This window comes from Micromonospora sp. CA-263727 (genome assembly GCF_050942455.1).
Lineage (GTDB): Bacteria > Actinomycetota > Actinomycetes > Mycobacteriales > Micromonosporaceae > Micromonospora.
In genome coordinates this window covers 5,760,001-5,785,200 of the sequence record NZ_CP192031.1, presented here as the reverse complement: position 1 = coordinate 5,785,200, position 25,200 = coordinate 5,760,001, and the positions used below count along the sequence as shown (strand labels likewise).

The following is a 25,200-nucleotide window of genomic DNA, read 5'->3' as shown; positions in this document are numbered from 1 at the left end:
GGGCGGTCAGGCTTGATCCCTGCGCCGGCCGGGCTGCCCGGAACCCCTGACGTGGCCGCTGCCCGTGCGTCGGTGCCTGGTCGAGATCCAGAGTGGTGGTCACGGTGGCTGCGCCGATCGGGAATGGTCTGTCGTGAGTGGTGGTGAAGGGCGCGTCGTCGCGGGGAAGGCCGTTCCTCGGGGGGCGTTTCCGCACGTCAAGGTGGCGGGTGGGTTCGTGTTCGTGTCGGGTACGTCGTCGCGGCGGCCGGACAACACCTTCGCGGGCGTGTCGGTGGACGAGTTCGGGACCACCGACCTGGACATCCGGGCGCAGACCCGAGCGGTGATCGAGAACGTCCGGGACCTGCTGCGGTCGGTGGGCGCCGAGCTGACCGACCTGGTGCAGGTGACGTCCTACCTGGTCAACATGAACGACTTTGGTGGGTACAACGAGGTGTGGGCGGAGTTCTTCGACGCCACCGGGCCGACCCGGACGACGGTCGCGGTGCATCAGCTGCCGCACCCGCACCTGCTGATCGAGATGCAGGCCGTGGCCCTGCTCCCAGAAGGAGGCCAGTCGTGAGTGAGATCGCCGAGCCGTTCAGCTTTCCGGGATGGATCGCCGAGAACCAGCACCTGCTCAAGCCGCCGGTGGGCAACAAGGAGATGTTGCCGGGCAGCGACGACTTCATCGTCATGGTGGTGGGTGGGCCGAACCAGCGCACCGACTTCCACGTCGACCCGTACGAGGAGTTCTTCTACCAGGTCAAGGGCAACATGCACGTGAACCTGATGACTCCGGAGGGGCCGCGTACGGTGCACGTGCGCGAGGGGCAGATGTGGATGCTGCCGCGCGACACCCCGCACTCGCCGCAGCGGCCGGAGGCCGGCTCGATCGGCGTGGTGATCGAACGGGTCCGTGAGGAGGGCACCCTGGAGAAGTTCCAGTGGTACTGCCCCGAGTGCGGGCACAAGGTGCACGAGGTCGAGTTGCAGGTCCGCGACATCGCCGCCGACCTGCCCCCGGTCTTCGGCGCGTTCTACGCCGACGAGACGGCCCGCACCTGCGACAACTGCGGCGCCCTGCACCCGGGCAAGGGCTGATGGCGGCTCCGATCGCCGGTCCGCCGACGCGGTCGGAGCCGGCGGTGGTGGACGTGCACACGCACGTCGTACCGAAGGGATGGCCGGACCTCGCGGCGGCGTGCGGCGGGTCCGACTGGCCCTGGCTGCGCGTCGACTCGGAGCGCGCGGCCATGATCATGATCGGCGAGACCGAGTTCCGGCCGGTCGGCGCGGAGTGCTGGGACGCGCCGACCCGGCTGGCCGACATGGCCGCCGACGGTGTCGACGTGCAGGTGGTCTCGCCCACCCCGGTCTTCTTCGGCTACGATCGCCCGGCCGACCAGGCGGTGCGGGTGGCCCGGATCTTCAACGACCTGACCCTGGAGGTCACCGCGGCCGGCGGCGACCGGTTGCTGCCGTTCTGCCAGGTGCCGTTGCAGGACCCGGACGCGGCCTGCGCGGAACTGGACCGCTGCCTGGCCGCCGGGCACGGCGGAGTGGAGATCGGCAACCACGTCGGCGACCGGGACCTGGACGACGCCGGCATCGTGACCTTCCTGACCCACTGCGCCGAGGTCGGCGCACCGGTCTTCGTCCACCCGTGGGACATGGCGGGCGGTCCCCGGCTCGACCGGTGGATGGCCCGCTGGCTCACCGGCATGCCCGCCGAGACCCACCTGTCGGTGCTGGCGATGATCCTCGGTGGCGTCTTCGACAAGGTGCCGCCGACGTTGCGGATCTGCTTCGCCCACGGCGGCGGCAGCTTCCCGTTCTGGCTGGGCCGCGCCGACAACGCCTGGCGCCGCCGCGGCGACCTGGTACGCGGTTCCTCCGCCGCCCCGCCCAGCTCCTACGTCGACCGGTTCTACGTCGACTCGGTGGTCTTCGCGACGCCCGCGCTGCGGCTGCTGGTCGACACCATGGGCGTCGACCGGGTGCTGGTCGGCAGCGACTACCCGTACCCGCTCGGCGAACGCCCGGTGGGCCGGGTGGTCCACGAAGCCGACTTCCTCACCGACACCCAACGCGCCGCCCTCCTCTCCCACAACGCCCTCCGCTTTTTGAAAGGAAGGGCCCCCTGTTAACGCCTCGTGTATAGGAAGGGCCCCCTCTTAACGCGACGCGCCGGAGCGAGTGCAGCACGCCGCCGCCCGGGGCAGGATGAGCGGTATGGCCGAGCCGCACGACCTGACCGCGCTGGAGCAGGCCGCCGCGATCGCCCGCGGCGAGCTGTCCAGCCTGGAGCTGGTCGAGCATCACCTGCGCCGGGTCGACGCGCTCGGCGACACGGTCGGCGCCTTCGTCACGGTCACCGCGGAACTGGCCCGCGAGGCAGCACGGGCGGCGGACGCGACGCCGGCACAGCGGCGCGGGCCACTGCACGGCGTACCGACCGCGATCAAGGATCTGACGTTGACGGCCGGCGTCCGCACCACCTTCGGCTCGGCCGCGTTCGCCGACTTCGTGCCGCCGGTCGACGCCGACGTGGTGCGGTTCATCCGGGCGGCCGGTCTGATCAGCCTCGGCAAGACCACCACCTCCGAGCTGGGCTGCTCGCTCTACTCCGAGGGGCTGGTGGCCCCGCCGGCCCGCAACCCGTGGGACCTGGCGTACACCGCCGGTGGTTCCAGCGGCGGCGCGGCGGCGGCCGTGGCGGCGGGCCTGGTGCCGGTCGCCCAGGGCTCCGACGGCGGCGGCTCGCTGCGCATCCCGGCGTCGCTGTGCGGCCTGATCGGCTACAAGCCCAGTCGCGGCCTGGTCTCCGGCGGCCCGCTCGGCTTCGGCGGCTTCGGACTGCCGATCAGCGGCCCGATCGGGCGGACCGTCGCCGACGTGGCCGCGCTGCTCGACGTGCTGGCCGAGCCGGTGCCCGGCGAGCCCTACCTGCCACCTCCGCCGCCCGCCGGCGGCTACCTCGCCGCGGCCCGCGCCGCCGCACCCGGGCGGCTGCGGGTCGGCCGGTTCACCGCCCCGATGCTCGCCGACGAACCGGTCCATCCGGACTGCGCCGCCGCGGTGGACCGGGCCGCCGCGCTGCTCACCGCCGCCGGCCACGAGGTGGTCGAGGTGCCACCGCCGCTCGGGCCGCAGGTCTGGCCGCTGTTCGAGATCGTCTGGTACGTGCTCACGCTGGCGCCGGTGCCGCCGGAGCGGGAGGGCCAACTACTGCCGCTGACCCGCTTCCTGCGGTCCCGGGCCGCCGGGATCTCCGCCGGCGCCCTCACCGCCACCCTGGGCGAGATCCAGGCCCAGGTACGCCTCGGTCTGCGCCGCACCGCCGGCTGCGACCTGCTGCTCTGCCCGACCCTGGCGGCCCCGCAGGCCCCGGTCGGCTGGTTCACCGAGGGGCGTACGCCGGAGGAGGACTTCGACCGGCAACGCCGCTTCTCCCCGTACTGTGCGGTCTTCAACGTTACGGGCGAACCGTCCGTTTCGCTGCCGGTCGGGGTGACCGCCGAGGGGCTGCCGGCCGGGGTTCTGCTCACCGGCCGGTACGGTGACGACGCGCGGCTGATCGCGACAGCTGCGCAGGTGGAACGCTTGAGTGGCGGGTGGGATCGCCACCCCGGAGTCTGGCGCAGCGTCGGCTCCGCTAACGTGAGTGGAAGCGGAGTCGGGAGGTCGCCGCGGTGACGTGCCACCCGATCCGGTCGAAGGTCTCTCTTTCCGCCTGGGGGCGTTGGGATTGTCTGTAACCGACACGTTGCTGGTCTTCGTCGGCATCCCGGCAGTCGTCGTGCTGGTGATCGCCGGGCTCGTCTACGCGGGTAGCCGTGGCGGGAGCGGCGGTGCCAAGCGTTACCGGCCGGGCCGGCCGTTCAGCTTCACACCGGTGTGGTTCCTCGGCAAGCCGGAGGAGCTGGCCGACTCGGCCGGCACCGCGCTGGCCGCGGGGGCACAGGCACCGGCGCTGACCAGCCGCAAGCAGGAGCAGGCCGGTGTCGAGGCGCCGGCTGGTGGAACCGGAGGCGCAAGTGACCGTTGGTGAGAAGCAGCCCGGGACCGGGACGGAGACCCCGCCCGACGTGCTCGACGGGCCGTTCTCGACCCGCCAGCTGCTGCGCATCGACGAGGCGCTGCGCCTGGCCGACCGGACGACCGGCCTGGTCTTCTCGGTTTTCGTGGGCGGCCTCGACGAGCCGATCCGGGAGCACGCCGAGCGGCTGCACCGGCAACTCGCCGAGCCCGACCGCTCGGTGCTGATCGCGATCTCGCCGAACCAGCGGCAGCTGGAGATCGTCACCGGCCGGTACGCCCGCAAGCGGGTCCCCGACACGTACGCCAAGATCGCCGCGCTGTCGATGGTGGCCGCCTTCGGCGGTGGCGACCTGGCCGGCGGCATCATCCAGGGCCTCGACCAGCTCTCCCGGTACGCCGGCAAGGCGGCCTGACCGCTCCCGTACGACGAGGCCCGACCCCACCTCGCGTGGCTCGGGCCTCGTCGTTTTCTCCGGTCGGCGGGGCCGGTGGAGGAGCCCGCCCGCCCCTCCACCGGCCGCTGCTCAGGCGCTGCGGGCGTCCCGGACCCGGGCGGCGAGGGCCCGGACCACGCCGTCACGGCCCTCGGCCACCAACCGGCGCAGCGGCGCCGGGCGGCCCTCCTGCGCCAACCAGGCGTCGGTGGCCGCCACCGTATCCTCCTCGACCAGATAGGCCGGGTACGCCAGCATCGCGAACTCCTGCGCCGGCTCGCTGTCCCGGCTCGCCCAGACCTGCCCCACCGTGGCGAAGTACCGCTCCCGGTACGGCGCGATCAGCTCGACCTGGGCCGGGTGGCTGAAGCCCTGCAACAGTGCCCGGTTGCGCCAGTTCGGCAGCGCCTCGGGGCCGGTCAGCTGGGCCCAGACCGCCGCCTTGTTCTCCCCGGTCGGCACCAGGGCGTGCGCGTACGCGGCCTCCCGCTCGCCGCTGGCCGTCTTGTCGGTGGCCAGTTCCGCGTCGATCTCCGGCGCACCGGCGACCCCGTTGGCCACCAGCGCCTGCAACACGCTCCAGCGCAGCTCGGTGTCGATGGTCAGCCCGGTCGTCACCTCGGTGCCGTCCAGCCAGCCGCGCAGCACCGCCAGGTCCTCGTCGGAGCGGGCCGCCGAGACGTACGCCCGGGCCCAGGCGAGCTGGAAGCCGCTGCCCGGCGCGGCGGCGGCGAGAGCGGTCTTCGCGGTACGGGCCAGCTCGGCCCAGCCGGTCGGCGCCCAGTCCGGGTCGGCGTAGAAGGTGAGCGCGCTGCTGGCCTGGCGCAGGGTCGCGGTGACCAGGTTGATGTCCGTCTCGGCGGGCAACCCGGCCAGCACCAGCGCCACGTAGTCGCGGGTGGCCAGTTCGGCGTCGCGGGTCATGTCCCAGGCGGCGGTCCAGCACAGCGCCCGCGCCAGCGACGAGTCGAAGCCGGCGATGTGCTGCACCACCGTCGCCATCGACCGCTCGTCCAGCCGCAGCTTGGCGTAGGTGAAGTCGTCGTCGTTGAGCAGCAGCACGTCGGCCGCGGGCAGGCCGGCGAGGTCGGTCAACTCGGTCAGCTCACCGTCGATGTCGACCTCGTACCGATCGCGGCGCACCAGCCGGCCGTCGGTGAGGTCGTACAGGCCCACCCCGATCCGGTGGGTACGCAGCGTGGGATGCCCCGCCGGCGCCTCCTGGCGGACCAGGACCCGCCGGTACGTGCCGTCCGGGCCGACGGTCAGCTCCGGCCGCAGCGTGTTGACCTGCGCGGTCTCCAGCCACTGGGTGGCGAATGTGCGCAGCTTGCGACCGGAGGCGGTCTCCAGCTCGGACAGCAGGTCGTCGAAGGTGGCGTTGCCCCAGGCGTTACGGGCGAAGTACGCCCGCAGGCCGGCCAGGAACGGCTCCTCGCCCACGTACGCGACGAGCTGCTTGAGCACGCTGGCGCCCTTGGCGTACGTGATGCCGTCGAAGTTGACCTCGACCGCCTCCAGGTCGGGCATCTCGCAGTAGACCGGGTGGGTGGAGGAGAGCTGGTCCTGCCGGTAGCCCCAGTTCTTCCGGATGGACAGGAAGGTCGTCCACGCCTCGGTGAACCGGGTGGCGTGCGTGTTGCACCAGTGGCTGGCCCACTCGGCGAACGACTCGTTCAGCCACAGGTCGTTCCACCAGCGCATGGTGACCAGGTTGCCGAACCACATGTGCGCCAGCTCGTGCAGGACGGTGTTGGCCCGCTGCTCGTACTCGAAGTCGGTGACCTGCGAGCGGAACAGGTAGTGCGACTCGGCGTGCGTCACGCAGCCGAAGTTCTCCATCGCGCCGGCGTTGAAGTCCGGCACCCAGAGCTGGTCGTACTTGGGCAGCGGATAGCGCACCCCGAACTGCTCGTGGAAGAAGTCGAAGCCCTGCGTGGTGACCAGGTTCAGGTCGTCGGAGTCGAGGTACTGCGCCATGCTGGCGCGGCAGAAGTAGCCCAGGTCGATGCCGTCGTGGGCGTACCTGACCTCGTGGTACGGCCCGGCGCAGAGCGCGGTGATGTACGTGCTCATCCGCGGCGAGGTGGCGAAGTGGACGGTGCGCAGGCCGTCGCCGGCCTCCTCCCGCTCCACCGGCATGTTGGAGATCACCTTCCAGTGCTCCGGAACGGTGGCGTGCCAGGTGTAGACGCTCTTCAGGTCCGGCTGGTCGAAGCAGGCGAAGGCCCGCTGCGCGTCCGCCGTCTCGAACTGGCTGTAGAGGTACGTCTCGCCGTCCACCGGGTCCACCGTGCGGTGCAGCCCCTGCCCGGAGTTCGAATATCCGAAGTCAGCGTCGACGACCAGCGTGTTCTCGCTGGCCAGCCCGGTCAGCGTCAGCCCCTTCTCGGCCGACCAGCCGGTCACGTCGACCGGGTCGCCGTTGAGCGTCGCGGAGCGCACCGAGTCCGCCGCCACCTCGATGAACGTGCTCGCGCCCGGCTCGGCGCAACTGAAGCGCACCTCGGTGGTTGATCGGAAGGTTCGGCCGTCAGCCGCCTGGACGGCGCTGGACAGGTCCAGACTGATGTCGTACCCGGTCACGTCGAGCAGGCGGGCCCGCTCGGTCGCCTCGACCTGTGTCAGGTTGCGCACTCCCGGCACTGTTCGTCTCCATCCCACTCTCGCCGTACGCCACGGCCGCGTCGTCCGTCGAACCGTTCGTGACGGCCGGTCAAGTCCTGAGTCTTCCATGCGGGAACAGTCGTTGGTGGGCGAGGTCACGCCGCCGATCTACGCCCGATCGAGGCCGGACGGAGTAAGGATTTGAGGTACGCCGATCGAGTCGGCGTCATCGTTGCGAAGGGACCTCACCGTGAGCGAGCGTGTCAAGGTCGACATGTGGTTCGACCCGATCTGCCCGTGGGCATGGATCACTTCCCGTTGGCTGCTGGAGGTGGAGCGGGTCCGCGACGTCGACGTCCGCTACCGCGTCATGAGCCTCTCGGTGCTCAACGAGGGTCGGGAGGTGCCCGAGCAGTACCAGGAGTTCATGCGGCTCGGCTGGGGGCCGGTGCGGATCTGCATCGCCGTGCAGCAGCGGTACGGCTCGGACGCCGTCCGTACCCTCTACACCGCGCTGGGCACCCGGATCCACCTGGGCAAGGAGAAGCTCGGGCCGGAGCTGTTCACCGCCGCGCTGACCGACGCCGGGCTGGACCCGGCGCTGGCCGAGGCGGCCGAGGACGCCGGTGTCGACCCGGCGCTGCGGGAGAGCCACGAGGCCGGCATGCGTCCGGTCGGCACCGACGTCGGCACCCCGGTCGTGCACGCTCCCGGCCCGGACGGCCGGCCGGTCGCGTTCTTCGGCCCGGTGGTCACCCCGGCGCCGAAGGGGGAGGCCGCGGGCCGACTCTGGGACGGCGTCCTGCTGGTCGCCGGCACGCCCGGCTTCTTCGAGCTCAAGCGCAGCCGCGACATCGACCCCATCTTCGACTAACCCACCCAGTTGTAAGGAAGGGCCCCCTGTTAACGCCTTTTGCATAGCAGGGGCCCCCTGTTAACACCGTCCTCCGCCCGGCGTGCGTCGTGCCGCCGGGCGTACGGCGTGCCGCGCGGTGCCGGGCAGGGCGTCACCGGCGCCTTCGCGGGCTCGTTTGACCAGGTGTCCGCAGCGCTACCGGCGGGCCGCATCCGTGCCCGCTGGCGCAGTCCACCGCTCGTGGAGGCAGCCAGATGGCCAAGCATCGTGCGCCCGTTGACGATCTCGGAGGTCGGAAGCAGGGCACCGACATCGCGGCGCGCGAACCACGACGCCGGGCACCCCGCCAGGACCGCATCGAGACCTGGCCGGCACCTCGCCGGGACCGCGTCGCGGGCTGGCCGGCTTCCCGTCAGGAGCGCGTCGAGAGCGGGCATGCTCCTCGCCAGGACCGCGTTGCGGGCTGGTCGGCGTCCCTGCGGGACGGGTCCCTCAACGCAGCCGGGGTGCTGGCCCGGCCGACCGCGGTGGGCGTGGCCCGGGTCCCGGTGACCTCGCGATTGACCCCGCCCGGCCGGGAAATTCGCAACCAGGGCCCGCGAGCGGGCTCGGCGCGTCCGCCCGCCCCGGTGCCCGGGCCCGCTGGTCGGCACCGGCGGACGGGCGAGCCCGAGTGTTAACAGGGGACCCCTGCACTACCTCAGGCGTTAACAGGGGACCCCTCCTTTCATCTGGTGGACGAGGTGTGGGTCCGGCGGTGGGGGTGGGGCGGTCGGCGGTAGCGTGATCGGTCATGACGGTCGTGCACCCGATCACCCGGGCCTGGATCACCACTGGCGGCACCGGCGCGCAGAACTACGACGAGTTCGCCGACGACGCGGAGATCACCGCGATCATCGAGGCGAATCCGCACAGCGCCCTCGGCATCGAGATGCCGCACCGGGCACCGGAGAGCCTCGGCAAGTCCTTCGGCGACGCGCTGCCGGACGCGGTGACCCGGCTCGCCGAGGCGAAGGCCGACGGCAGCTACACCCCGGCCGAGCAGGTGGTGGTGCTGTACCGGATCACCGCGCCCGGCGAGCCGCCGGCGTACGGGCTGTTCGCCATGGTCGACACCGGCCAGATCTCCACCCGGGCCGACGAGCCGGGCCTGGTCATCCGCAACGAGGACGTCTTCATCGCCAAGGTGCGCGAGCGGGTCGCCCTGGCCGAGGCGCTGGGTCACCTGCTCTCGCCCGTACTGCTGTTGCAGACCGGCCGGGGCGACGAGTTGCACGCCGCGCTCGCGGCGGCCGCCGACGCGGCCGGTGTGCCCGCCGCGACCGACACCGACCAGGCCGGGCGCACCCACGCCATCTGGCTGGTCGCGCCCGGCCCGGAGCAGGACGAACTGACCGCGCTGGCCGGTGGCGGTGAGCTGGTCGTCGCCGACGGCAACCATCGCAGCCTGGCCGCCCAGACCGGCAGCCTGCCCCGCTTCCTGGCGGTCGTCACCACGCCCGCCTCGGTGGCCATCCAGCCGTACAACCGCCTGGTCAGCGAGCTGACCACCACGCCGGACGAGCTGCTCGACCGGCTCCGCGCCGCCGGCGCGCAGATCACCGACGTGCACGGCCCGGTCGAGGTCCCGGCGGCCAGCGGCACCGTCGTGCTCCAGCTTCCCGGCCGGGCGTACGCGGTGACGCTGCCGCACACCGGCGCGAACCGGCTGGAGAACCTGGACCATGCCCTGGTCGAGCGGTTGCTGCTGCGCGACGCTCTCGGGCTGGACCCGGGCGACAAGCGGATCACCTACGTGGGCGGCGACTACCCGGCGAGCTGGCTCACCGGCGAGGTCGAGGCCGGGCGGGCCGAGCTGGCCGTCCTCGTCGCACCGGTGACCGTGGACGACTTCGTCGCGGTGAATCTCGCCCGGGAGAAGATGCCACGCAAGAGCACCTGGTTCACTCCGAAGGCCCGCGGCGGCCTGGTGGTCGCCGAGCTTCCGCACCGGTCCTGACTGGCGCCGGCACCGCCCCGTGGCACCGGCGGCCCGACCGGGCATGGCGTGGTCCTCGTCGTGCCCGGCACTGCCCCCGCGGTGCCCGGCCGGGCGGGCCTGACAGACTGCGCGGTATGCGCGTCTACCTGGGATCCGATCACGCCGGTTTCGAGCTGAAGGTGCACCTGGCCAACCACCTCGCCAAGCAGGGCTACGAGGTGGTCGACGTCGGCCCGCACGCCTACGACCCGGACGACGACTACCCGGCCTTCTGCCTACACGCCGGCACCCGTGTGGTGGCCGACCCGGGCAGCCTCGGCGTGGTCATCGGCGGCTCGGGCAACGGCGAGCAGATCGCCGCGAACAAGGTGGCCGGAGTGCGGTCGGCGCTGGCCTGGAGTGTGGAGACCGCCCAGTTGGGCCGGCAGCACAACGACGCCAACGTGGTGGCCGTCGGGGCCCGCCAGCACACCCTCGACGAGGCCACCGCCATCGTCGAGGCGTTCCTCACCACCGCCTTCTCCGGCAGCGAGCGGCACGCCCGCCGCATCGCGCAGGTGGCCGAGTACGAGCAGACCCGGAAGCTGCCTGAACTCCCCTGAGCCTCCCCGACGGTGGTGGCGGCGGGCCGCAGCGGTGGCGGCAGCGGGTCAGCGGCGGGGGAGTTCGTCGCGGGGCGTCCAGTTCCGGCGCACGATGACGATCCGCGCCGCCGCCTCGTCGAGATCCTCGTCGGTCGGTCGGGCGGCGTCCCGCGCCCGCATCGCCGCCGTCACGCTCACCTGTGACGAACCGGAGCCGACCAGCCCGCGCAGCCCCCGCTCGCCCTCCTCGGCTGCACCGGCGGCCCGCCGCCCGCGGGGCGCATCGCCGCCGTCGTGCACCCCAACGGTGGTCGCCGTGACACCCCCGTCAGCACCCATCTCCTGCCCACCGTGGTGCCGATGCCGTCGCCGCCGTCGCTCCGCGTCCACCATCACCCGACCGTACCGTCTCCTCGCCCGCTCGCCCGCTCGCCCGCTCGCCCGCTCGCCCGCTCGCCCGCTCGCCCGCTCGCCCGCTCGCCCGCTCGCCCGCTCGCCCGCTCGCCCGCTCGCCCGCTCGCCCGCTCGCCCGCTCGCCCGCTCGCCCGCTCGCCGCGATCATGCACTTTCTAGAAGACCTCCATGGCGGAGGGGGCGCGGTGCCAGGTGAAGGCGGGGCTGGCGGCGGCGAGGGCGCCGGGGCTCAGCTCGCGGATGCGGCCGGCGGCGGCCAGGGCGGTCAGACCGGCGCCGCCGAGGAAGAGCTCGCCCAGGCAGCGTACGTCGCAGGCCAGGTCGGCCGGGCCGGTCGCCGGGGTGCAGTTGGCCGTCTTCGGCCCGCCGTGCAGCCGCCACCGGCCGGTGTTCTCCGGCAGCAGGTCGTCGGTGACCTCGATGACCACGTCGACGTCGGTGGCGTATCGCCGGGCGGCGAGCGCGGCGGGTACGTCGACCACGCGTACCCACAGCGCGTCGACCAGCCGGGCGCCGAGCTGGCACGGTTCGTTCACCAGCCGTAGCAGCGGCTCGTCCACCGCCGCTCGTCGCAGGGACAGCCTCCGGGTCAGGTCGATCGACAGCAGCATCCGCCAGATCGCCCGGTACGCGGTGACGCTGGTCGCCACCACCTCGTCGACCGTGGTCTCAGCCTTCGGGCCGGAGTCGTCCCACGCGCTCTTGGTCCGGAACAGGCCGTACCCGTCGACGCCGTCGGCTCCCTCGTGCAGCACCACCCGCCGCTCGGTGCCGCCACCCCGCTGCGACTCCGGGTCGACCAGCACGTACCGCCACCAGCGCTCGTCGCGGGCGGACCAGCCGGGACGGTCGGCGCGGGCCTGCTCGTACACCCGGGCGAGGTCGGGCTGACGATCGGCCGGCCGGTCCAGGCGCAGCCGGCCCTCGTCGGGCGTCGGGGGCGGCAACCGTAGCTCGGTGGTCTGACCGGCGAGCTGGAGCCGCTGCGAGGCCAGCCCGTAGCCGAAGCGGGGATAGATCCGGCCCTCGCTGGCCCAGAGCACCGCGACCGGCTCCCGGCCGGCGTCGTGGATCTCGCGTAGCTGCCGGTGCATCATCGCGGTGAGCAGTCCCCGACGGCGATGGGTGGGCGCGACGCCGACCAGGGTGACGTGGGCGGCGGGCAGCACACCACCGGGTACGCCCAACTCCCGGGTGTACGCCGCGGCGCTGGCCACCAGCTCCGGTCCGTCGCGGACCACCAGCGCGCGTTCCGGCTCGAAGATCGTACGCTCGGCCTCGTGGGCCTCGGGCTCGACCGGATGATGGAAGAGTGCGCCGAGGAAGCGGCCGATCTGGTCGTAGTCCTCGGCACGGGCGGGTTCGATGGGTAGCGCGCAGGTCGTCACCGGTTGTGTCTAACCGATCGACGCGGATGCGGCGAGCGATTTGCCGGGTGGCTACCCTCGAAGTCGCCAGCGGTGACCGATGCCGCCGCCGGCCCAGGGGGAGGGGACGAGATGGCCGACCAAGGACAGCCGTGGGCGGAGCGGACCGTGGAGGTTCCGCCGCAGCCGGGTGCCGGGATTCCGCCACAGCGCGACCCGTACCGGCGTGGCGTGGCCTCGGTCGGGTCCCAGACTCCGCGTACCGAGCCGTTTCCGGCGGTGGCGCACGAGCCGACCGGCACCGGATGGCCGGGTGCCCCGGCGCCCCGCCGGCCGTTGAGCTGGCACCTGGCGCAGCTGAGGCGCGGCGGGGAGTCGAGCGCCGCGGGGGCGTTGTTCGCCTTCGTGTGCTGGGGTATCTGGGCGATCTCCGGCGGGGGCGACCTCGTCGGGCCGTTCCTGATCTTCGTGCTCAGCCTGCTGGTGGCGGCCGGGCTCTTCGCGCTGGCCCGGCTGTTGGGGCGGGTGGTGCTGGAACGGCAGTTGGGGCGGGTGCGACGCAGCGCCCGGGGGGCCCACCTGGTCACCGCGGTCTTCCTGACCGGCCTGGGTATCGCCTACCTGCAACAGACCCAGTGGATCGTGGACGCCTGGAACTGGCTGACCACCTGAGCGGCTACTGACCTGAGCTGCTGCCGGGTGGGTCGGCGCGACGCCGACCCACCCGGCAGGGCCGGTCGCGGACCGCGACCGGAAGGTCGTCACTCCACCAGGACGGGCTGCATACCCGGCCGCCGCCGGTTCATCCGTGGCCGCAACCGGATCCTCGTCATCACCGGTCCTGGCGTCGGCCGGCGTGTTACGACTGCCCAGGAAACGTCGTGCGAGGGGTGGTGATGATGTCCGGCCGTGCCCTTCCCGGAGCCGAGGCCACCCATGACCGCCCCGGCCAGGTGTCGTTCCTCGAACTCTTCTTCGACCTGGTGTTCGTATTCGCGCTGACCCGGATTGTCGCGCGGGCCTTCGAGGACATCGTCCTGGAACCGGGCGGCAGCGAACTGCCCCAGGCACTGCCCGGCGCTGGCAAGACCCTCCTGCTGCTGCTCGCGCTCTACGCCCTGTGGCAGAGCACCACCTGGACGACCAACCGGTACGACCCGAACCGGACCGTGATCCAGGCGGTGGTCATGGTGGCGCTCGGCGCCGGCCTGGTGATGGGCGTGGCCATCCCGCGGGCCTTCGACGGGTACGCGGAGGCCTTCGCGTTCGCGTACGTCCTCGGCCAGGTCACCCGGCCGGTGCTGCTCCTGCTCGCCGGCATCGACCGGCAACGCCGGACGCTGGAAGTCCGGATGCTCGTCACCCACGGCGTCACCGGTGCCCTCTGGATCGCCGGTGGGATCATCGACGGCCGCACCCTGATCCCGCTCTGGGTCCTGGCCCTCGCCCTGGAGTACGCGGCCCGGCACCTCGGCTGGCCGATACCGGGGCTGGGCCGCTCCACCACCTCCCGCTGGGAGGTCGCGGGGGAGCACCTGGCCGAGCGGTACCAGCAGTTCTTCCTCATCGCCCTCGGCGAGACCATCCTGGTGATCGGCCTGACCTACAGCACCGGCCCGTTCGACCTCAACCACACGGCCGCCTTCGCGGTCGCCACCATCACCACGGTGCTGCTCTTCCGCATCTACTTCTACCGTGCCGGCCAGATCCTCGCCGAGGCGATCACCAGGTCGGCCGAGCCGTCCACCATCGGCCGGTCGGCGGCCGACTCCCACCTGATCATGATCATCGGGGTGGTGACCACGGCCCTCGGTTACGAGATCGTCATCGAACGCCCCTTCGAGCACGCCCCACCCACCTGGATCGCGCCCATCCTGCTCGGCCCGGCACTGTTCATCGCCGGCCGGGCCCGCTTCGAGTACGAGGTCTTCGGCCGCATCTCCACCGCCCGGGTCGGCACGCTGATCGCGCTGATCCTGCCCTATCCGGCCCTGCTGAAGGCGCCACCGTTGGCCGCCTCGGCCGTCGCCGTCGTCGTGCTCGCCGCAGCGGCCACCGCCGACGCCCGACGCGCATGGCGCCTGCCACCGGAACCCGCCAAGCCACCCTTCTGACGCCGATCCTCGTTCGCGCCCGGGTTACACCGGGCAGGGGCGATCTGGGTGAGGGATCAGGGTGCGATGCGGAGCCGACGGGTGTTCCGGTCGTCGTACTCCTCGAAGCGGTAACGCAGGCCGGCAGAGGGGCTGCCGGGAAAGTTTCCGCTGATGGTGGCCGTCACCACCGTACCGGCGGCGGTGAACCCGACGTCGGTGATGTCGTACGTCACCAGCGGCACCTCCGAACGAGCTCGGACGGTCCGGGATCGGCCGCCGGCACGTGGTGTCGGCTTCGGTGAGTTGGTCGCCCAGGTGGGTGCGCTGGCAAACTTGAGCGATGCCCTCGACAGGCGACGCCGTGGTCAAGCCGGCAGCGGAATGGGTGCAGGTTTGGTTCCCGATGTCAGGTGGGCCGGCATCGGCCCTCGGGATGGGTGCCGAGGTGCTCTCGCCGGACCGAGTCCGGCTGCCGTTTGCACCATGGGCCGCCCTGAATGCCGCCAAGGGTGACATCTTCCGCGTTCAGCGGGAAGAAGACGGGCAACTCTGGGTACGAGAGAAACTCAAGGCATCCGGCTATTGCGCGATCCGGGTGATGCTCGCCTCCGGCAGTCCACTCGGTCCACTCGATGTCGGTACCGAAGCGGTCCTGGAGAAATTCAACGCGTTGGGCGTCACTGGCACAGGCATGTTCGGGCTGACTGCAATCGACGTTCCGCCCGACGCTGACCTCCGGCTCGTGCGCCATCTGCTCGATACCGGCAAGCGCGACGGCTGGTGGGAGTACGACGAACTCTGCGTCACCGAGGCTTGGCAGACCTCGGCGACACCGTAGGCTCCCATCCCGCGACGAGCGGACCACCGCGGTTCGCCAGGCTACTCGCTCGCCCAGATTGTCGGTCGGACGGATCTACCCGCGCGACAAGCGGCCCAGCGGTGTGCAACGCGGGCAGCACCATCGCCGTGCGTACCGTGACAGGACTTGCTTGGAGCGGCGGCGACCACCAAGGCACCGAACAAGTCCAAATCAACGCCGACAACCTCACCACCAGCCGCAAGCGCCGCCTGCCCAACGGTGAAGACCGCAGCGCCACCCAACCCGCCTTCTTCGGTACCCGAGGGTTCGTCGGCGGCACCCAGGACGACACCGGTCTCACCCATCTCGGCGCCCGCGAATACGACCCCACCCTCGGCCGCTTCATTAGTGTCGACCCCATTCAGGACCTCGCCGACCCTCAACAATGGAACGGCTATAGTTACGCCAACAACAACCCAGTCACCCTCAGTGACCCCTCCGGGCAGTATCCCATCGGCGACGAACTCGGCAACCTTCGGTCCTATCCGACCACCGGCGGCAAACACAAAGTCGTCGACCACAGGCCGAAGGCTAAATCAATCGACACAGCTCCGGAAGAGAAATGTAAGCGGCGGTGCGGCAAGCCGGAACCATCGCCGGACGAAAAAACCCTCGACCGCCTTGCCGACGCGCTTAAGGACGAGCATGCGGCGGAGCACGACTGGCTGATGATGTTGCTGTTCGGTCCAACACATGGCGATCGAGTGTCTTGTGGTGCGGGAGCCAGCCAAGACGACTGCTCCCGAGGCATCTGGCGCATTGAAGCGTGCGAACGATTCGATCTATGTTCCGAGTCCTATCTCGCTAACCTCCGGTACCACTGTGGCTGCAGCATGGAACGCTATGAGATCAACAGCATGGTGGTGCCGGTCGGGCCGCCCGGGGCGGCGCGGCCAGCTGGCCCACTCTCCACGCAAAAAATCGGGCCGACGCAGCCGCTAACGAATAAGCAGGCGACGGACCTGGCAGCGTACAATGGCTATCAGCCGACGAAACAAATTCTTAGAGGTGAGCGAATCTTTACGAATGGTAAACATTACATCGTGCAGTACACAACGTCGCACATAGGCGGCATGTGGAAGATCGCGCGGTCGCCTAGCGCATTGAATAGCAAATCGACCCGAACTGCGACTACCGACGCCCTCTTGACTCCTATAGGTGGGTGATTAAATGACAGGCGCTGGCGATGGCGGCGACGAAGACCGCTCCGGAAAACTCTACTGGAGTGTCGACATTCCCGGGCTTACTCAGGAACAGGCCGAAGCGCTCGCGAGCCGATTTCCCGGATTGCCTGGTACTGCCGTAGACCCGAGGCAATGGTTTACTGTTCATATAGATCGAGAGACAGTCGAGGTCCTGAAGCGTGCATTGGAAAGCGTGGAGGTGGATAGCGTCGGCACTGGCCTCAGGGAGATCGCGGAAGACTGGCTCGATTCGACAAGAGGCTACATGAATGAGGACTGCAAAGACTGACCTCGATGATTCGCCGGTGGTGGCTGCTGGTTCGGCCGGAGCGCATTGGTCGATGATTGTTGATGGGTGTGGCGGTCTGGGCATGGTGGTGGGCCGTCTGTCGCGGCGGCGGGGCGTGGTCTCCTGGGGTGTCCGGTCGTAGGTGTTGGGGCTGACGGGGGTCAGCCGGGTGCGGGGATTGTCGTGATCCGGGTGAACGCGGCGGACAGTTGGGTGGCCCAGGGCCAGGTGGCGGGGATGCGCAGCCAGCGGCGGCGTTGGCCGTGGGTGAGGCGGGCTGCGGTGTGCAGCAGCCGGTATCGCAGTCGTTTCGGTTCGGCGCGGGCGAGGTCGCCGTCGAGGGCGTGGATCTGCAGCCAGGCGAGCAGGTCGGCGGCGATCGCGGCCGCGAGGCACCGGGCCTGGTTGATGGCGAACTCGCGGGACGGGAGCCGGCGCAGGCCGGTGTCCTTGGCGCAGCGGATCCGGTCCTCGACGCGGGCGTGGGCGCGGTGGCGGGCTTCGAGCCACTGCAACGCGCCGGCGCGGGTGTTGGTGACGAATGCGGTGTAGCGCCAGCCGTCCCGGTGCTCGAACAGCGACAGCTGAGCGCCTGGGTGCGGGCGTTCGCGGCGGACGATGACCTGCATCGTCTGGGGCCAGCCGGGCAGGGTGAGCAGGCCGGTCAGCTCGGCCACCTCGGCTTTCTCACGGACGCCGCCGTCGGCGGTCAGCGCCGGCGTCCACGCCGTGGCGGGCAGCGCGGTGATGGCGGCGCGTTCCGGCTCGCCGACCGACCAGCCGATGGAGTACTCGACGGTGCGGCGGCGGGTGTTCAGCGCGGTGAGCCAGTCCAGCACGACGTGCGTGCCGGCCGCGCTGTCCCCGCGGATCAGCAGGTTCCGGCGATGCGCGGCGGGGATCTGCGCGATCGCGTCGGCCAGCACCGCGAGGTGGTCGGCGGCGGTGTTGGCGCCGGCGTTGCCCGGCCGCAGCGTAAGGGCCAAAAGTTCGCTGGTGTTGTCGCAGGTCACGAGGATGGGGTGGAAGCCGTAGGTGTGCTTGTAGGTGGCCGCGGCGCCGTCTTTGTCGGAGTGCGCGATCAGGATCGTGGAGTCCACGTCCAGCACGACCACCCCGTCACCGATGTCACGCCCGGCGGCGCGGGCCGCCGGTGGGCCGCCGAACAGCTGCCACAGCCGGGCCCGGACCTTCGCCCTCGCCACCGCGATGCGCCGTAACTGGGCAGGGCCGATCTCGTCCAGGGCCCGCCAGACGGTGGTGTCCGAGGCGACCGGCCCGAACACCTCGCCCTGGTGCCGCAACACGTCGATGTCACAGATGGCTTCACCGCCGTCGGCGATCATCACGGCCAGATCGACCAGGACTCGGCCCCGGTCATGAACCGGGAACACCCCGGCACGGGCGAGCGCTGCCGACAAGGCGTTGGTTAGCCCGGCCCGGTCCGCGAGCATCCGCAGCAGCGCCGTGCCGACGTGCGACACCACCTGTGTTCCGTCCGCGGTGACCCGCAGATCCTTCGACCACGCCGTAAACTGCACGCCGGAAGTGCCTCCTTGGTAGAGATCCTTGTAGATGTCGCAATCACAAGTTTCCCCTGCCGGAGAGGCACTTTCGTCTATTACACGCCGGTCAGACCCACAAGTTGATGATCACCACGAATCACCCGGGCTAGTGTCAGCGCTCGTCGGCGGACGTGGCCCACACGCCCATGTCGAAGCTCCGCTCCACCGCCCCCGGCGGCCGGCTCCAGCCGGTACCGGTCGGTTTGCTCCTCCCTCTCCTTCCTCTTTCCCTCGTGCCGCGCACGCCCCGACTGGCGGTGCCGGACTGGCACGGGCTGTCCCCGAGCCAGCTCGCGTACCTCATCCGCCGTTACACCGACACGGATGGGGTGGTGCTCGACCTCGACGCGCACCCGTCCGCCATCGCCGCGACCGCCTACCTGGGACGGATACCGGCCCGGCTGATCACTGGTCGCCATGGCCCGCACGTGCAGCTCCTAACGTCCGAGCCCGGACACCGCACCCACCGCGCGGCACGCCGGCCATGCATGTGCGTCGACCTGATCCTGGCCACGCTGCCGCAAGAACCCCAGGCGCACGACGCCAACGGCGCGGCCACAGCGATGCGGACCTGGCGGCCTCTGCTGCGCCCTGGCGGGTTCCTGCTCGTAGGAGTCACCGCCCAGCGGCCTGGACCGGGTGAGGTCAGCTACCGCGCCACGGTCATCGCCGCCGCCCGCGCCGCCGGCCTTTACTACCACCAGCACATCCCCGCCGTCCTCGCCCCACTGCCCGAAGACGAGCCCCGCACGACCCCCAACCACCTGGGCGAGGCCGACGACGGGCGGCGTCTGCTCGCCGGCCGTCACCTCCCGACGTTCCGGGACCTGCTCGCGTTCGGTACCACCGCCACCGGTGAGGAGACCGCCGATGTCTGAGCCTCGTCCGTCGTTGCACACCACCGGCCTCCACGACTCTGACCCATTGCATTCCGGTGTGTCCGACCTGGCGGCCCGGCTCGCCGAGGGCTACCTCGGTGCCGTCTGGCTCACGGGCCAGCACCCGTCGCGGGACCTGCGGCGAGGCCGATACACCCCCGAATCGTTGACCCATCCCGCCAAGATGCTGCCCACCATCCCCCGGTACGCCATCCGCACCTACACCAACCCGGGCGACGTGGTCCTCGACCCCATGGCCGGCATCGGCACCACCATCATCGAGGCCATGCACCTCGGCCGACACGGCATCGGGGTCGAGTACGAAGCCGAATGGGTCGCCAAGGCAGCCGACAACATCCGCCACACCACCCAAGCCGGAGCACCGGGAAGGGGCGAGATCTACCACGGAGACTCCACCGCCCTGCCGGCACTGCTGCCGGCGAGCCTGCACGGACAGGTCTCACTGGTGATCACGTCACCGCCGTACGGGCCGTCCACCCACGGCCACGTCCGCACCCCCCGGCCCCAGACGCGGCAAAGTCCGCAAGATCAACCACAGCTACGGCGGCGGGGACGACCTCGCCTACCGCAGCCATGGCCAACTCGCCGACGGGTTCACCGCGATCCTCGCCGGCTGCCGGACCATGCTGCGCCCCGGTGGACACGTCGTCGTCACCGCCCGCCCGTACCGCCGACACGGCGAACTCATCGACATCCCCGGCATGGTCGTCGCCGCCGGCATCAACGCCGGCCTCGAACTCGTTGAGGAGTGCATCGCCCTCATCTGCGGCGTCCGCGACGGCGTGATCATCCCCCGGGCCTCGTTCTTTCAGCAGAAGAACGTCCGCGACGCCATCGCCACCGGCGACCCGCAATGGCTCGTCCAGCACGAAGACGTTGTCGTCCTCAAGGCCCGGCCTGGCGAGCCGGGGGAGGGGGTGTGACGGAGATGGCCAGGCTTGACGACCACGCCGAGACGGAGCGTTGCGTGGCAGATCACCGGCATCAGCTACCGCAAGGCGAAGGCCGCCGAGAAGCAGGGGCAGGCGGTGAGTTATCGGATCCGGCCGAAGACCAGCGACGGGGAGGACCGCACAGTTGACCTCGACGCCGTGACAATCCTGGTGCTGCGGGCGTGGCGACGTCAGCAGGCGAAGGAACGGCTGGCGCTGGGCCGGGCCTACCGGAACCGGGAGAACCTCGTGTTCACCCGCGCTGACGGAACACCCCTCGACCCGGACCAGGTGTATAAGACGTTCAAACGTTTGGTAGGTCGACACGGGCTGCCCGACGTGGCGTTGCACCACCTACGGCACGGGTCGGCGTCGCTGCAGATCGAGGGCGGTGTTGACATCGCCGTCATCTCCAAGCGCCTCGGCCACAGCAAGATCAGCCTGACCAGCGACACCTACGGGCACCTGATCGGAACCGTGGGCAAGTCGGCAGCCGAAGCGGCGGCAGCGGTAGTTCCCCGGCGGCGGGCAGGGTAGCGAACCAAGATCCCTACCATTTCCCTACCAATCCGCCCCATGCACCGAAGTTCATCGATGAAGTGACAAGATGATCAAGCGTTGACCAGCCCGAACAGGTGGAGCGGGCGACGGGAATCGAACCCGCACCGTCAGTTTGGAAGACTGAAGCTCTGCCATTGAGCTACGCCCGCGTACGCCCTCACCGCAGCGGGGCGCGCCCGACAGCCTACCCAATGCCCGCGGCGACCGCGCGGCCGTATCCCCGGCGCCGCGCCGTGCATGATCCCCGCAGTTTCACCGATGTTGTGGCATCCCGCCGGCAGGGATGCCACAACATCACCGAGACTGCTGTCACCCGCCCGAGCGTGTGGCCCGAGCGTGTTCGGCGCGTTGGGTGACGCCCCGGGACATCGTTGTCGGCTGGAAGGCATAGACTGCTCGTCGCCACGGGGTGTGGCGCAGCTTGGTAGCGCACTCGCTTTGGGAGCGAGGGGCCGTGGGTTCAAATCCCGCCACCCCGACTGCCGCAACGTGGAACCGGCGGCACCCGGGACGGCCGGCGCGCGGGGACAGCCGCGCCGCTGGCTCCCGGGCGCTGCTGGCCGGCCGTGTCGGCTCGCCTACACTCGATGGGCTGTAAGAGCGCCCAGACTCAACCGAGATCCGTCAAGGAGTACGCCTGTGAAGAGCACCGTCGAGACTCTGAGCCCGACGCGCGTGCGGCTCGCCATCGAGGTGCCGTTCGTCGAGCTCGAGCCGAGCCTCAAGAAGGCGTACCGGGAGATCGGCCAGCAGATCCAGATTCCCGGCTTCCGTAAGGGCAAGGTGCCGGCGGCGATCATCGACCAGCGGGTGGGGCGGGGCACCGTGCTCAACGAGGCGGTGCAGGAGGCGATCCCGCAGAACATCCTCACCGCGGTCCGTGAGCACGACCTGAAGACCCTGGGCCGCCCCGAGGTCGCGATCACCGAGTTCAACGACGGTGACTCGCTGAACTTCACCGCCGAGGTGGACGTCCGGCCGGAGATCACCGTGCCCGACCTGGCCACCATCGAGGTCACGGTCGACGAGCTCCAGGTCGACGAGAGCGAGATTGACGAGCAGGTGAAGAATCTGCGCGAGCGGTTCGCCACCCTCAAGACCGTCGAGCGGGCCGCCGCCGAGGGCGACTACGTCCAGATCGACCTGCGGGCGACCGTCGACGGCGAGGAGGTGCCGGGCGGCTCGGCCAGCAACATCTCCCACGAGGTGGGCAGCAAGCAGCTCCTGCCGGGCCTGGACGAGGCCGTGGTCGGCCTCGCCGCCGGCGAGGACACCACCTTCACCACCCAGCTCGTCGGCGGCGACTTCGCCGGCCGCGATGCCGACGTGGTGGTGACCGTGCGTACGGTCAAGGAGAAGGAGCTGCCCGCGCTGGACGACGAGTTCGCCCAGCTGGCCAGCGAGTTCGACACCATCGAGGAACTCCGCGGCGACCTGCGTGAGCGGGTCGTCCAGGGCAAGCGGGTCGAGCAGATCTACGCCGCCCGGGACAAGGCCCTGGAGCAGCTCGTCGAGGCCGCCGAGGTGCCGGCGCCGGAGGGCGTGATCCGTGACGAGGTGGAGAGCCGCAAGGAGGCGATGGTCGACCAGCTGGAGCGGATCGGCGCCTCGCTGGAGGACTACCTCGCCGCCGAGGAGAAGACCGAGGAGCAGATCGACGCCGAGCTGACCGAGGCGGCCACCCAGGGCGTCAAGGTCCAGCTGCTGCTGGACACCCTCGCCGACGCCGAGGACGTGCAGGTCTCCGACGACGAGTTCGGCCACGAGATCGTGCACCGCGCCCAGCGCGCCGGCATGGCCCCCCAGCAGTACTACGACCAGTTGGTCCGCTCCGGCGCGGCCGGCGCGGTCTACGGCGACGTCCGGCGGGGCAAGGCGCTGGCCGCGGTCATGGAGCGCGTCACGATCAAGGACTCGGCCGGCAACACGGTCAGCCTCGACGCGCTCCGTGAGGCCGGCGAGGCGGAGCACGCGCACGAGCACTGATCGCGACGGGTGGGGCCGCCGTCCGCCGGTCGCGGTGGGTGGTGGCCCGATCCCTTTCCGGGTACGTCTCTCGGGGCCCCTGCGCTGAGAGCGAACAGTGCCCGGACCGGGACTCTGCCGTCCGGCCCAGCGGTTAGTGTCGGACACGACGGTACGGAGAGCGAAGGGCTGCCATGACCGACATGCACATCCCAGCGAAGCCGCTCCGGGCGATCGATGCCCGTGGCGGTGACTCAATTGGCAACCTCGACGACTCGGTCTACAACCGGTTGCTTAAGGAACGGATCATCTTCCTGGGCAGCGAGGTGAACGACCAGGTGGCCAACCGCATCTGCGCGCAGCTGCTGCTGCTCGCCGCGGAGGACCCGGACCGCGACATCTTCCTCTGGATCAACTCGCCGGGCGGCTCGGTCTACTCCGGCATGGCGATCTACGACACGATGCAGTACATCGACAACGACGTGTCGACCGTGGCGATGGGCATGGCGGCCTCGATGGGTCAGCTGCTGCTCTGCGCGGGCACCAAGGGCAAGCGTTACGCCCTGCCGCACGCGCGGATCATGATGCACCAGCCCTCCGGTGGCATGGGCGGCACCGCCGCGGACATCGCCATCCAGGCCGAGCAGATGCTCTACACCAAGCGGATGTTCCAGGAGCGGGTCGCCTTCCACACCGGCCAGGCCCCGACGCAGATCGAGGCGGACTCGGACCGGGACCGCTGGTTCACCGCCCAGGAGGCCGTGGACTACGGCTTCATCGACAAGGTGATCACCGGGGCCGCGCAGGTTCCCGAGGGCGCCGGGACCCTGAGCTGACCGAGGAGCAGACGATGACCGACCTCAGCCTGCCGCCCCAGTTCGCGGCCGTGCACAACCGTTACGTCCTGCCGTCCTTCGTCGAGCGCACGTCGTACGGGGTCAAGGAGTCCAACCCGTACAACAAGCTCTTCGAGGACCGGATCATCTTCCTCGGTGTCCAGGTGGACGACGCGTCGGCCAACGACGTGATGGCCCAGCTGCTCACCCTTGAGGGGACGGACCCCGACCGGGACATCATCATGTACATCAACTCGCCCGGCGGCTCGTTCACCGCCATGACGGCGATCTACGACACCATGCAGTACGTCCGGCCGGACATCCAGACCGTCTGCCTCGGCCAGGCCGCCTCCGCCGCGGCGGTGCTGCTGTCGGCGGGCACCCCGGGCAAGCGGATGGCGCTGCCGAATTCGCGGATCATCATCCACCAGCCGGCCACCGAGGGCGGCTACGGGCAGGGCTCGGACATCGAGATCCAGGCCCGGGAGATCCTGCGGATGCGTACGCAGCTGGAGGAGATGCTCTCCCGGCACTGCAACCAGCCGGTCGAGAAGGTCCGTAGGGACATTGACCGTGACAAGATCATGACGGCCGAGGAGTCCCGCGAGTACGGACTGGTCGACACGATTCTCAGCAGTCGCAAGAAGGGCCTGCTGGCCGCGAACGCCGCCAGCTGACCAGGTCGGGTCAGGGGTCGGTCGGGCAGGTTGCTGGCCGACCTCTGACACACCCGTTTTGGGGGTCGGAGAAACCACCGCCAGCGGGTAACGTCGGTTGCGTACCGCTTAGCCGGGCGACCGGTGAGGTGGGAAGAAGACGGGCGGAGCGCAGCGTCCGCAGGTCGTGGCCGGGGCTCCGGCCGATGAGTGCAGGGAGAACGTAGGTGGCACGGATCGGTGACGGCGGCGACCTACTCAAATGCTCCTTCTGCGGCAAGTCGCAGAAGCAGGTCAAGAAGCTCATCGCAGGCCCCGGGGTCTACATCTGCGACGAGTGCATCGACCTCTGCAACGAGATCATCGAAGAGGAGCTGGCCGAGTCCGGCGAGGTGAAGTGGGAAGAGCTTCCCAAGCCGATGGAGATCTGCCAGTTCCTCGACACCTACGTGGTGGGGCAGGAGCAGGCCAAGAAGGCGCTCGCCGTCGCGGTCTACAACCACTACAAGCGGATCCAGGCCGAGGCGGCCGGCGCGCCGGGCGCCGGTAACGACGGCGTCGAGTTGGCCAAGTCGAACATCCTGCTGCTCGGCCCGACCGGGTGTGGCAAGACGCACCTAGCGCAGACCCTAGCGCGGATGCTCAACGTGCCCTTCGCCATCGCGGACGCCACCGCGCTGACCGAGGCCGGCTACGTCGGCGAGGACGTGGAGAACATCCTCCTCAAGCTGATCCAGGCCGCCGACTACGACATCAAGCGGGCCGAGACCGGCATCATCTACATCGACGAGGTCGACAAGATCGCCCGCAAGTCGGAAAATCCGTCGATCACCCGGGACGTCTCCGGCGAGGGCGTCCAGCAGGCGCTGCTCAAGATGCTTGAGGGCACGGTGGCGAACGTGCCGCCGCAGGGCGGGCGCAAACACCCGCACCAGGAGTTCATCCAGATCGACACCACCAACGTGCTGTTCATCTGCGGTGGTGCCTTCGCCGGCCTGGATCAGATCATCGAGGCGCGTACGGGCCATGGCGGCACCGGCTTCGGTGCCCGGCTCCGTGCGGTCTCCGAGCGTTCCACCGACGACATCT

25 protein-coding genes, 2 tRNA genes and 1 pseudogene (1 of these 28 only partly in view) are annotated in these 25,200 nt (G+C 70.3%); 22 read left to right on the top strand and 6 right to left on the bottom strand.

Annotated elements, in window-relative coordinates:
• Positions 1–133 precede the first annotated feature (133 nt).
• The 6 genes from ACQPYA_RS25230 to ACQPYA_RS25205 all read left to right on the top strand — a co-directional run bounded on the left by ACQPYA_RS25230 (position 134) and on the right by ACQPYA_RS25205 (position 4,439).
• On the top strand, positions 134–565 hold the full coding sequence (locus tag ACQPYA_RS25230; RefSeq protein WP_433529556.1) for a RidA family protein: 432 nt from the start codon (positions 134–136) through the stop codon (positions 563–565).
• Entirely contained in the window at positions 562–1,086 is a 525-nt protein-coding gene (locus tag ACQPYA_RS25225) for a 3-hydroxyanthranilate 3,4-dioxygenase (protein WP_433529555.1), read from the top strand. Before ACQPYA_RS25230 ends, ACQPYA_RS25225 begins: the two co-directional genes overlap by 4 nt.
• Positions 1,086–2,132, top strand: coding sequence for an amidohydrolase family protein (locus tag ACQPYA_RS25220; protein WP_433529554.1), 1,047 nt, complete (start codon positions 1,086–1,088; stop codon positions 2,130–2,132). Before ACQPYA_RS25225 ends, ACQPYA_RS25220 begins: the two co-directional genes overlap by 1 nt.
• An 85-nt stretch (positions 2,133–2,217) precedes the next feature.
• Positions 2,218–3,681 (top strand): amidase, encoded by a 1,464-nt coding sequence (locus ACQPYA_RS25215; protein ID WP_433529553.1) that lies wholly within the window; start codon positions 2,218–2,220, stop codon positions 3,679–3,681.
• Positions 3,682–3,727: 46 nt separating this feature from the next.
• A complete protein-coding gene (gene ctaJ / locus ACQPYA_RS25210) occupies positions 3,728–4,036 on the top strand; it encodes an aa3-type cytochrome oxidase subunit CtaJ (protein WP_433529552.1) in 309 nt (102 codons plus the stop codon).
• Positions 4,023–4,439, top strand: coding sequence for a DUF5130 family protein (locus ACQPYA_RS25205; protein WP_433529551.1), 417 nt, complete (start codon positions 4,023–4,025; stop codon positions 4,437–4,439). Before ctaJ ends, ACQPYA_RS25205 begins: the two co-directional genes overlap by 14 nt.
• Before the next feature lie 111 nt (positions 4,440–4,550).
• On the opposite strand, the gene pepN is transcribed toward ACQPYA_RS25205, so the two are convergent.
• Positions 4,551–7,097: an aminopeptidase N gene (gene pepN / locus ACQPYA_RS25200; protein WP_433529550.1), complete on the bottom strand. Its 2,547-nt coding sequence runs from the start codon at positions 7,095–7,097 to the stop codon at positions 4,551–4,553.
• A 220-nt stretch (positions 7,098–7,317) separates the two neighbouring features.
• On the opposite strand from pepN, the gene ACQPYA_RS25195 reads away from it, so the two are divergent.
• The 3 genes from ACQPYA_RS25195 (at position 7,318) to ACQPYA_RS25185 (ending at position 10,506) form a co-directional block, all read left to right on the top strand.
• Complete coding sequence (locus tag ACQPYA_RS25195) at positions 7,318–7,941, top strand: mycothiol-dependent nitroreductase Rv2466c family protein (protein WP_433529549.1); 624 nt, start codon at positions 7,318–7,320, stop codon at positions 7,939–7,941.
• Between the two features lie 775 nt (positions 7,942–8,716).
• Positions 8,717–9,922, top strand: coding sequence for a DUF1015 family protein (locus ACQPYA_RS25190; protein ID WP_433529548.1), 1,206 nt, complete (start codon positions 8,717–8,719; stop codon positions 9,920–9,922).
• A 116-nt stretch (positions 9,923–10,038) separates the two neighbouring features.
• On the top strand, positions 10,039–10,506 hold the full coding sequence (locus tag ACQPYA_RS25185; protein WP_433529547.1) for a ribose-5-phosphate isomerase: 468 nt from the start codon (positions 10,039–10,041) through the stop codon (positions 10,504–10,506).
• Between the two features lie 48 nt (positions 10,507–10,554).
• On the opposite strand, the gene ACQPYA_RS25180 is transcribed toward ACQPYA_RS25185, so the two are convergent.
• Both ACQPYA_RS25180 and ACQPYA_RS25175 read right to left on the bottom strand, forming a co-directional pair.
• Positions 10,555–10,827: a hypothetical protein gene (locus tag ACQPYA_RS25180; RefSeq protein WP_433533608.1), complete on the bottom strand. Its 273-nt coding sequence runs from the start codon at positions 10,825–10,827 to the stop codon at positions 10,555–10,557.
• A 230-nt stretch (positions 10,828–11,057) separates the two neighbouring features.
• Positions 11,058–12,290, bottom strand: coding sequence for a GNAT family N-acetyltransferase (locus ACQPYA_RS25175; protein ID WP_433529546.1), 1,233 nt, complete (start codon positions 12,288–12,290; stop codon positions 11,058–11,060).
• 111 nt (positions 12,291–12,401) lie between these two features.
• On the opposite strand from ACQPYA_RS25175, the gene ACQPYA_RS25170 reads away from it, so the two are divergent.
• Positions 12,402–12,941, top strand: a complete 540-nt coding sequence (locus ACQPYA_RS25170) for a hypothetical protein (protein WP_433529545.1) — start codon at positions 12,402–12,404, stop codon at positions 12,939–12,941.
• A 209-nt stretch (positions 12,942–13,150) separates the two neighbouring features.
• Entirely contained in the window at positions 13,151–14,383 is a 1,233-nt protein-coding gene (locus ACQPYA_RS25165) for a low temperature requirement protein A (protein WP_433529544.1), read from the top strand.
• A gap of 56 nt (positions 14,384–14,439) precedes the next feature.
• Here the strand turns inward: ACQPYA_RS25165 and ACQPYA_RS25160 are convergent, their stop codons facing one another.
• Positions 14,440–14,598 (bottom strand): hypothetical protein, encoded by a 159-nt coding sequence (locus ACQPYA_RS25160; RefSeq protein ID WP_433529543.1) that lies wholly within the window; start codon positions 14,596–14,598, stop codon positions 14,440–14,442.
• A gap of 107 nt (positions 14,599–14,705) precedes the next feature.
• Between ACQPYA_RS25160 and ACQPYA_RS25155 the strand changes: the two genes are divergently transcribed.
• From ACQPYA_RS25155 to ACQPYA_RS25145, 3 genes are all read left to right on the top strand, one after another.
• A complete protein-coding gene (locus ACQPYA_RS25155) occupies positions 14,706–15,203 on the top strand; it encodes a DUF4265 domain-containing protein (protein WP_433529542.1) in 498 nt (165 codons plus the stop codon).
• Between the two features lie 128 nt (positions 15,204–15,331).
• Entirely contained in the window at positions 15,332–16,390 is a 1,059-nt protein-coding gene (locus ACQPYA_RS25150) for an RHS repeat-associated core domain-containing protein (protein ID WP_433529541.1), read from the top strand.
• Between the two features lie 4 nt (positions 16,391–16,394).
• The gene (locus tag ACQPYA_RS25145) at positions 16,395–16,697 is read left to right on the top strand and encodes a hypothetical protein (RefSeq protein ID WP_433529540.1); all 303 of its coding nucleotides are present in this window, start codon (positions 16,395–16,397) and stop codon (positions 16,695–16,697) included.
• A 161-nt stretch (positions 16,698–16,858) separates the two neighbouring features.
• Here ACQPYA_RS25145 and ACQPYA_RS25140 read toward each other — a convergent pair whose 3' ends face one another.
• Positions 16,859–18,238, bottom strand: coding sequence for an IS1380 family transposase (locus tag ACQPYA_RS25140; protein ID WP_433529539.1), 1,380 nt, complete (start codon positions 18,236–18,238; stop codon positions 16,859–16,861).
• 257 nt (positions 18,239–18,495) lie between these two features.
• On the opposite strand from ACQPYA_RS25140, the gene ACQPYA_RS25135 reads away from it, so the two are divergent.
• The 3 genes and pseudogenes from ACQPYA_RS25135 (at position 18,496) to ACQPYA_RS25125 (ending at position 20,630) form a co-directional block, all read left to right on the top strand.
• The gene (locus ACQPYA_RS25135) at positions 18,496–19,140 is read left to right on the top strand and encodes a hypothetical protein (RefSeq protein ID WP_433529538.1); all 645 of its coding nucleotides are present in this window, start codon (positions 18,496–18,498) and stop codon (positions 19,138–19,140) included.
• Positions 19,133–20,084 (top strand): annotated as a pseudogene (locus ACQPYA_RS25130) (TRM11 family SAM-dependent methyltransferase). The gene ACQPYA_RS25135 and the pseudogene ACQPYA_RS25130 overlap by 8 nt, the downstream one beginning before the upstream one ends.
• A gap of 15 nt (positions 20,085–20,099) precedes the next feature.
• Positions 20,100–20,630: a tyrosine-type recombinase/integrase gene (locus ACQPYA_RS25125; protein WP_433529537.1), complete on the top strand. Its 531-nt coding sequence runs from the start codon at positions 20,100–20,102 to the stop codon at positions 20,628–20,630.
• 99 nt (positions 20,631–20,729) lie between these two features.
• Here the strand turns inward: ACQPYA_RS25125 and ACQPYA_RS25120 are convergent.
• Positions 20,730–20,803: transfer RNA gene (locus ACQPYA_RS25120), tRNA-Gly, on the bottom strand.
• 256 nt (positions 20,804–21,059) lie between these two features.
• Between ACQPYA_RS25120 and ACQPYA_RS25115 the strand changes: the two genes are divergently transcribed.
• From ACQPYA_RS25115 to clpX, 5 genes are all read left to right on the top strand, one after another.
• A tRNA-Pro gene (locus tag ACQPYA_RS25115) sits at positions 21,060–21,133 on the top strand.
• Positions 21,134–21,293: 160 nt separating this feature from the next.
• Positions 21,294–22,640, top strand: a complete 1,347-nt coding sequence (tig, locus tag ACQPYA_RS25110; RefSeq protein ID WP_433529536.1) for a trigger factor — start codon at positions 21,294–21,296, stop codon at positions 22,638–22,640.
• A gap of 173 nt (positions 22,641–22,813) precedes the next feature.
• Complete coding sequence (locus ACQPYA_RS25105; protein WP_433529535.1) at positions 22,814–23,455, top strand: ATP-dependent Clp protease proteolytic subunit; 642 nt, start codon at positions 22,814–22,816, stop codon at positions 23,453–23,455.
• 14 nt (positions 23,456–23,469) lie between these two features.
• Positions 23,470–24,132, top strand: a complete 663-nt coding sequence (locus ACQPYA_RS25100; RefSeq protein WP_111217803.1) for an ATP-dependent Clp protease proteolytic subunit — start codon at positions 23,470–23,472, stop codon at positions 24,130–24,132.
• A gap of 206 nt (positions 24,133–24,338) precedes the next feature.
• On the top strand, positions 24,339–25,200 hold the 5' portion of the coding sequence (gene clpX / locus ACQPYA_RS25095) for an ATP-dependent Clp protease ATP-binding subunit ClpX (RefSeq protein ID WP_433529534.1). The gene runs 434 nt beyond the window's last position; the window shows 862 of its 1,296 coding nt (coding positions 1–862); its start codon is at positions 24,339–24,341; its stop codon lies off the right edge, out of view.

Coding starts and splice junctions, on each gene's coding strand:
- ACQPYA_RS25220 (WP_433529554.1), top strand. CDS start 1,086: ATGGCGGCTCCGATCGCCGGTCCGCCGACGCGGTCGGAGCCGGCGGTG.
- ACQPYA_RS25215 (WP_433529553.1), top strand. CDS start 2,218: ATGGCCGAGCCGCACGACCTGACCGCGCTGGAGCAGGCCGCCGCGATC.
- ACQPYA_RS25190 (WP_433529548.1), top strand. CDS start 8,717: ATGACGGTCGTGCACCCGATCACCCGGGCCTGGATCACCACTGGCGGC.
- ACQPYA_RS25185 (WP_433529547.1), top strand. CDS start 10,039: ATGCGCGTCTACCTGGGATCCGATCACGCCGGTTTCGAGCTGAAGGTG.
- ACQPYA_RS25180 (WP_433533608.1), bottom strand. CDS start 10,827: ATGGGTGCTGACGGGGGTGTCACGGCGACCACCGTTGGGGTGCACGAC.
- ACQPYA_RS25170 (WP_433529545.1), top strand. CDS start 12,402: ATGGCCGACCAAGGACAGCCGTGGGCGGAGCGGACCGTGGAGGTTCCG.
- ACQPYA_RS25155 (WP_433529542.1), top strand. CDS start 14,706: ATGCCCTCGACAGGCGACGCCGTGGTCAAGCCGGCAGCGGAATGGGTG.
- ACQPYA_RS25145 (WP_433529540.1), top strand. CDS start 16,395: ATGACAGGCGCTGGCGATGGCGGCGACGAAGACCGCTCCGGAAAACTC.
- ACQPYA_RS25105 (WP_433529535.1), top strand. CDS start 22,814: ATGACCGACATGCACATCCCAGCGAAGCCGCTCCGGGCGATCGATGCC.
- ACQPYA_RS25100 (WP_111217803.1), top strand. CDS start 23,470: ATGACCGACCTCAGCCTGCCGCCCCAGTTCGCGGCCGTGCACAACCGT.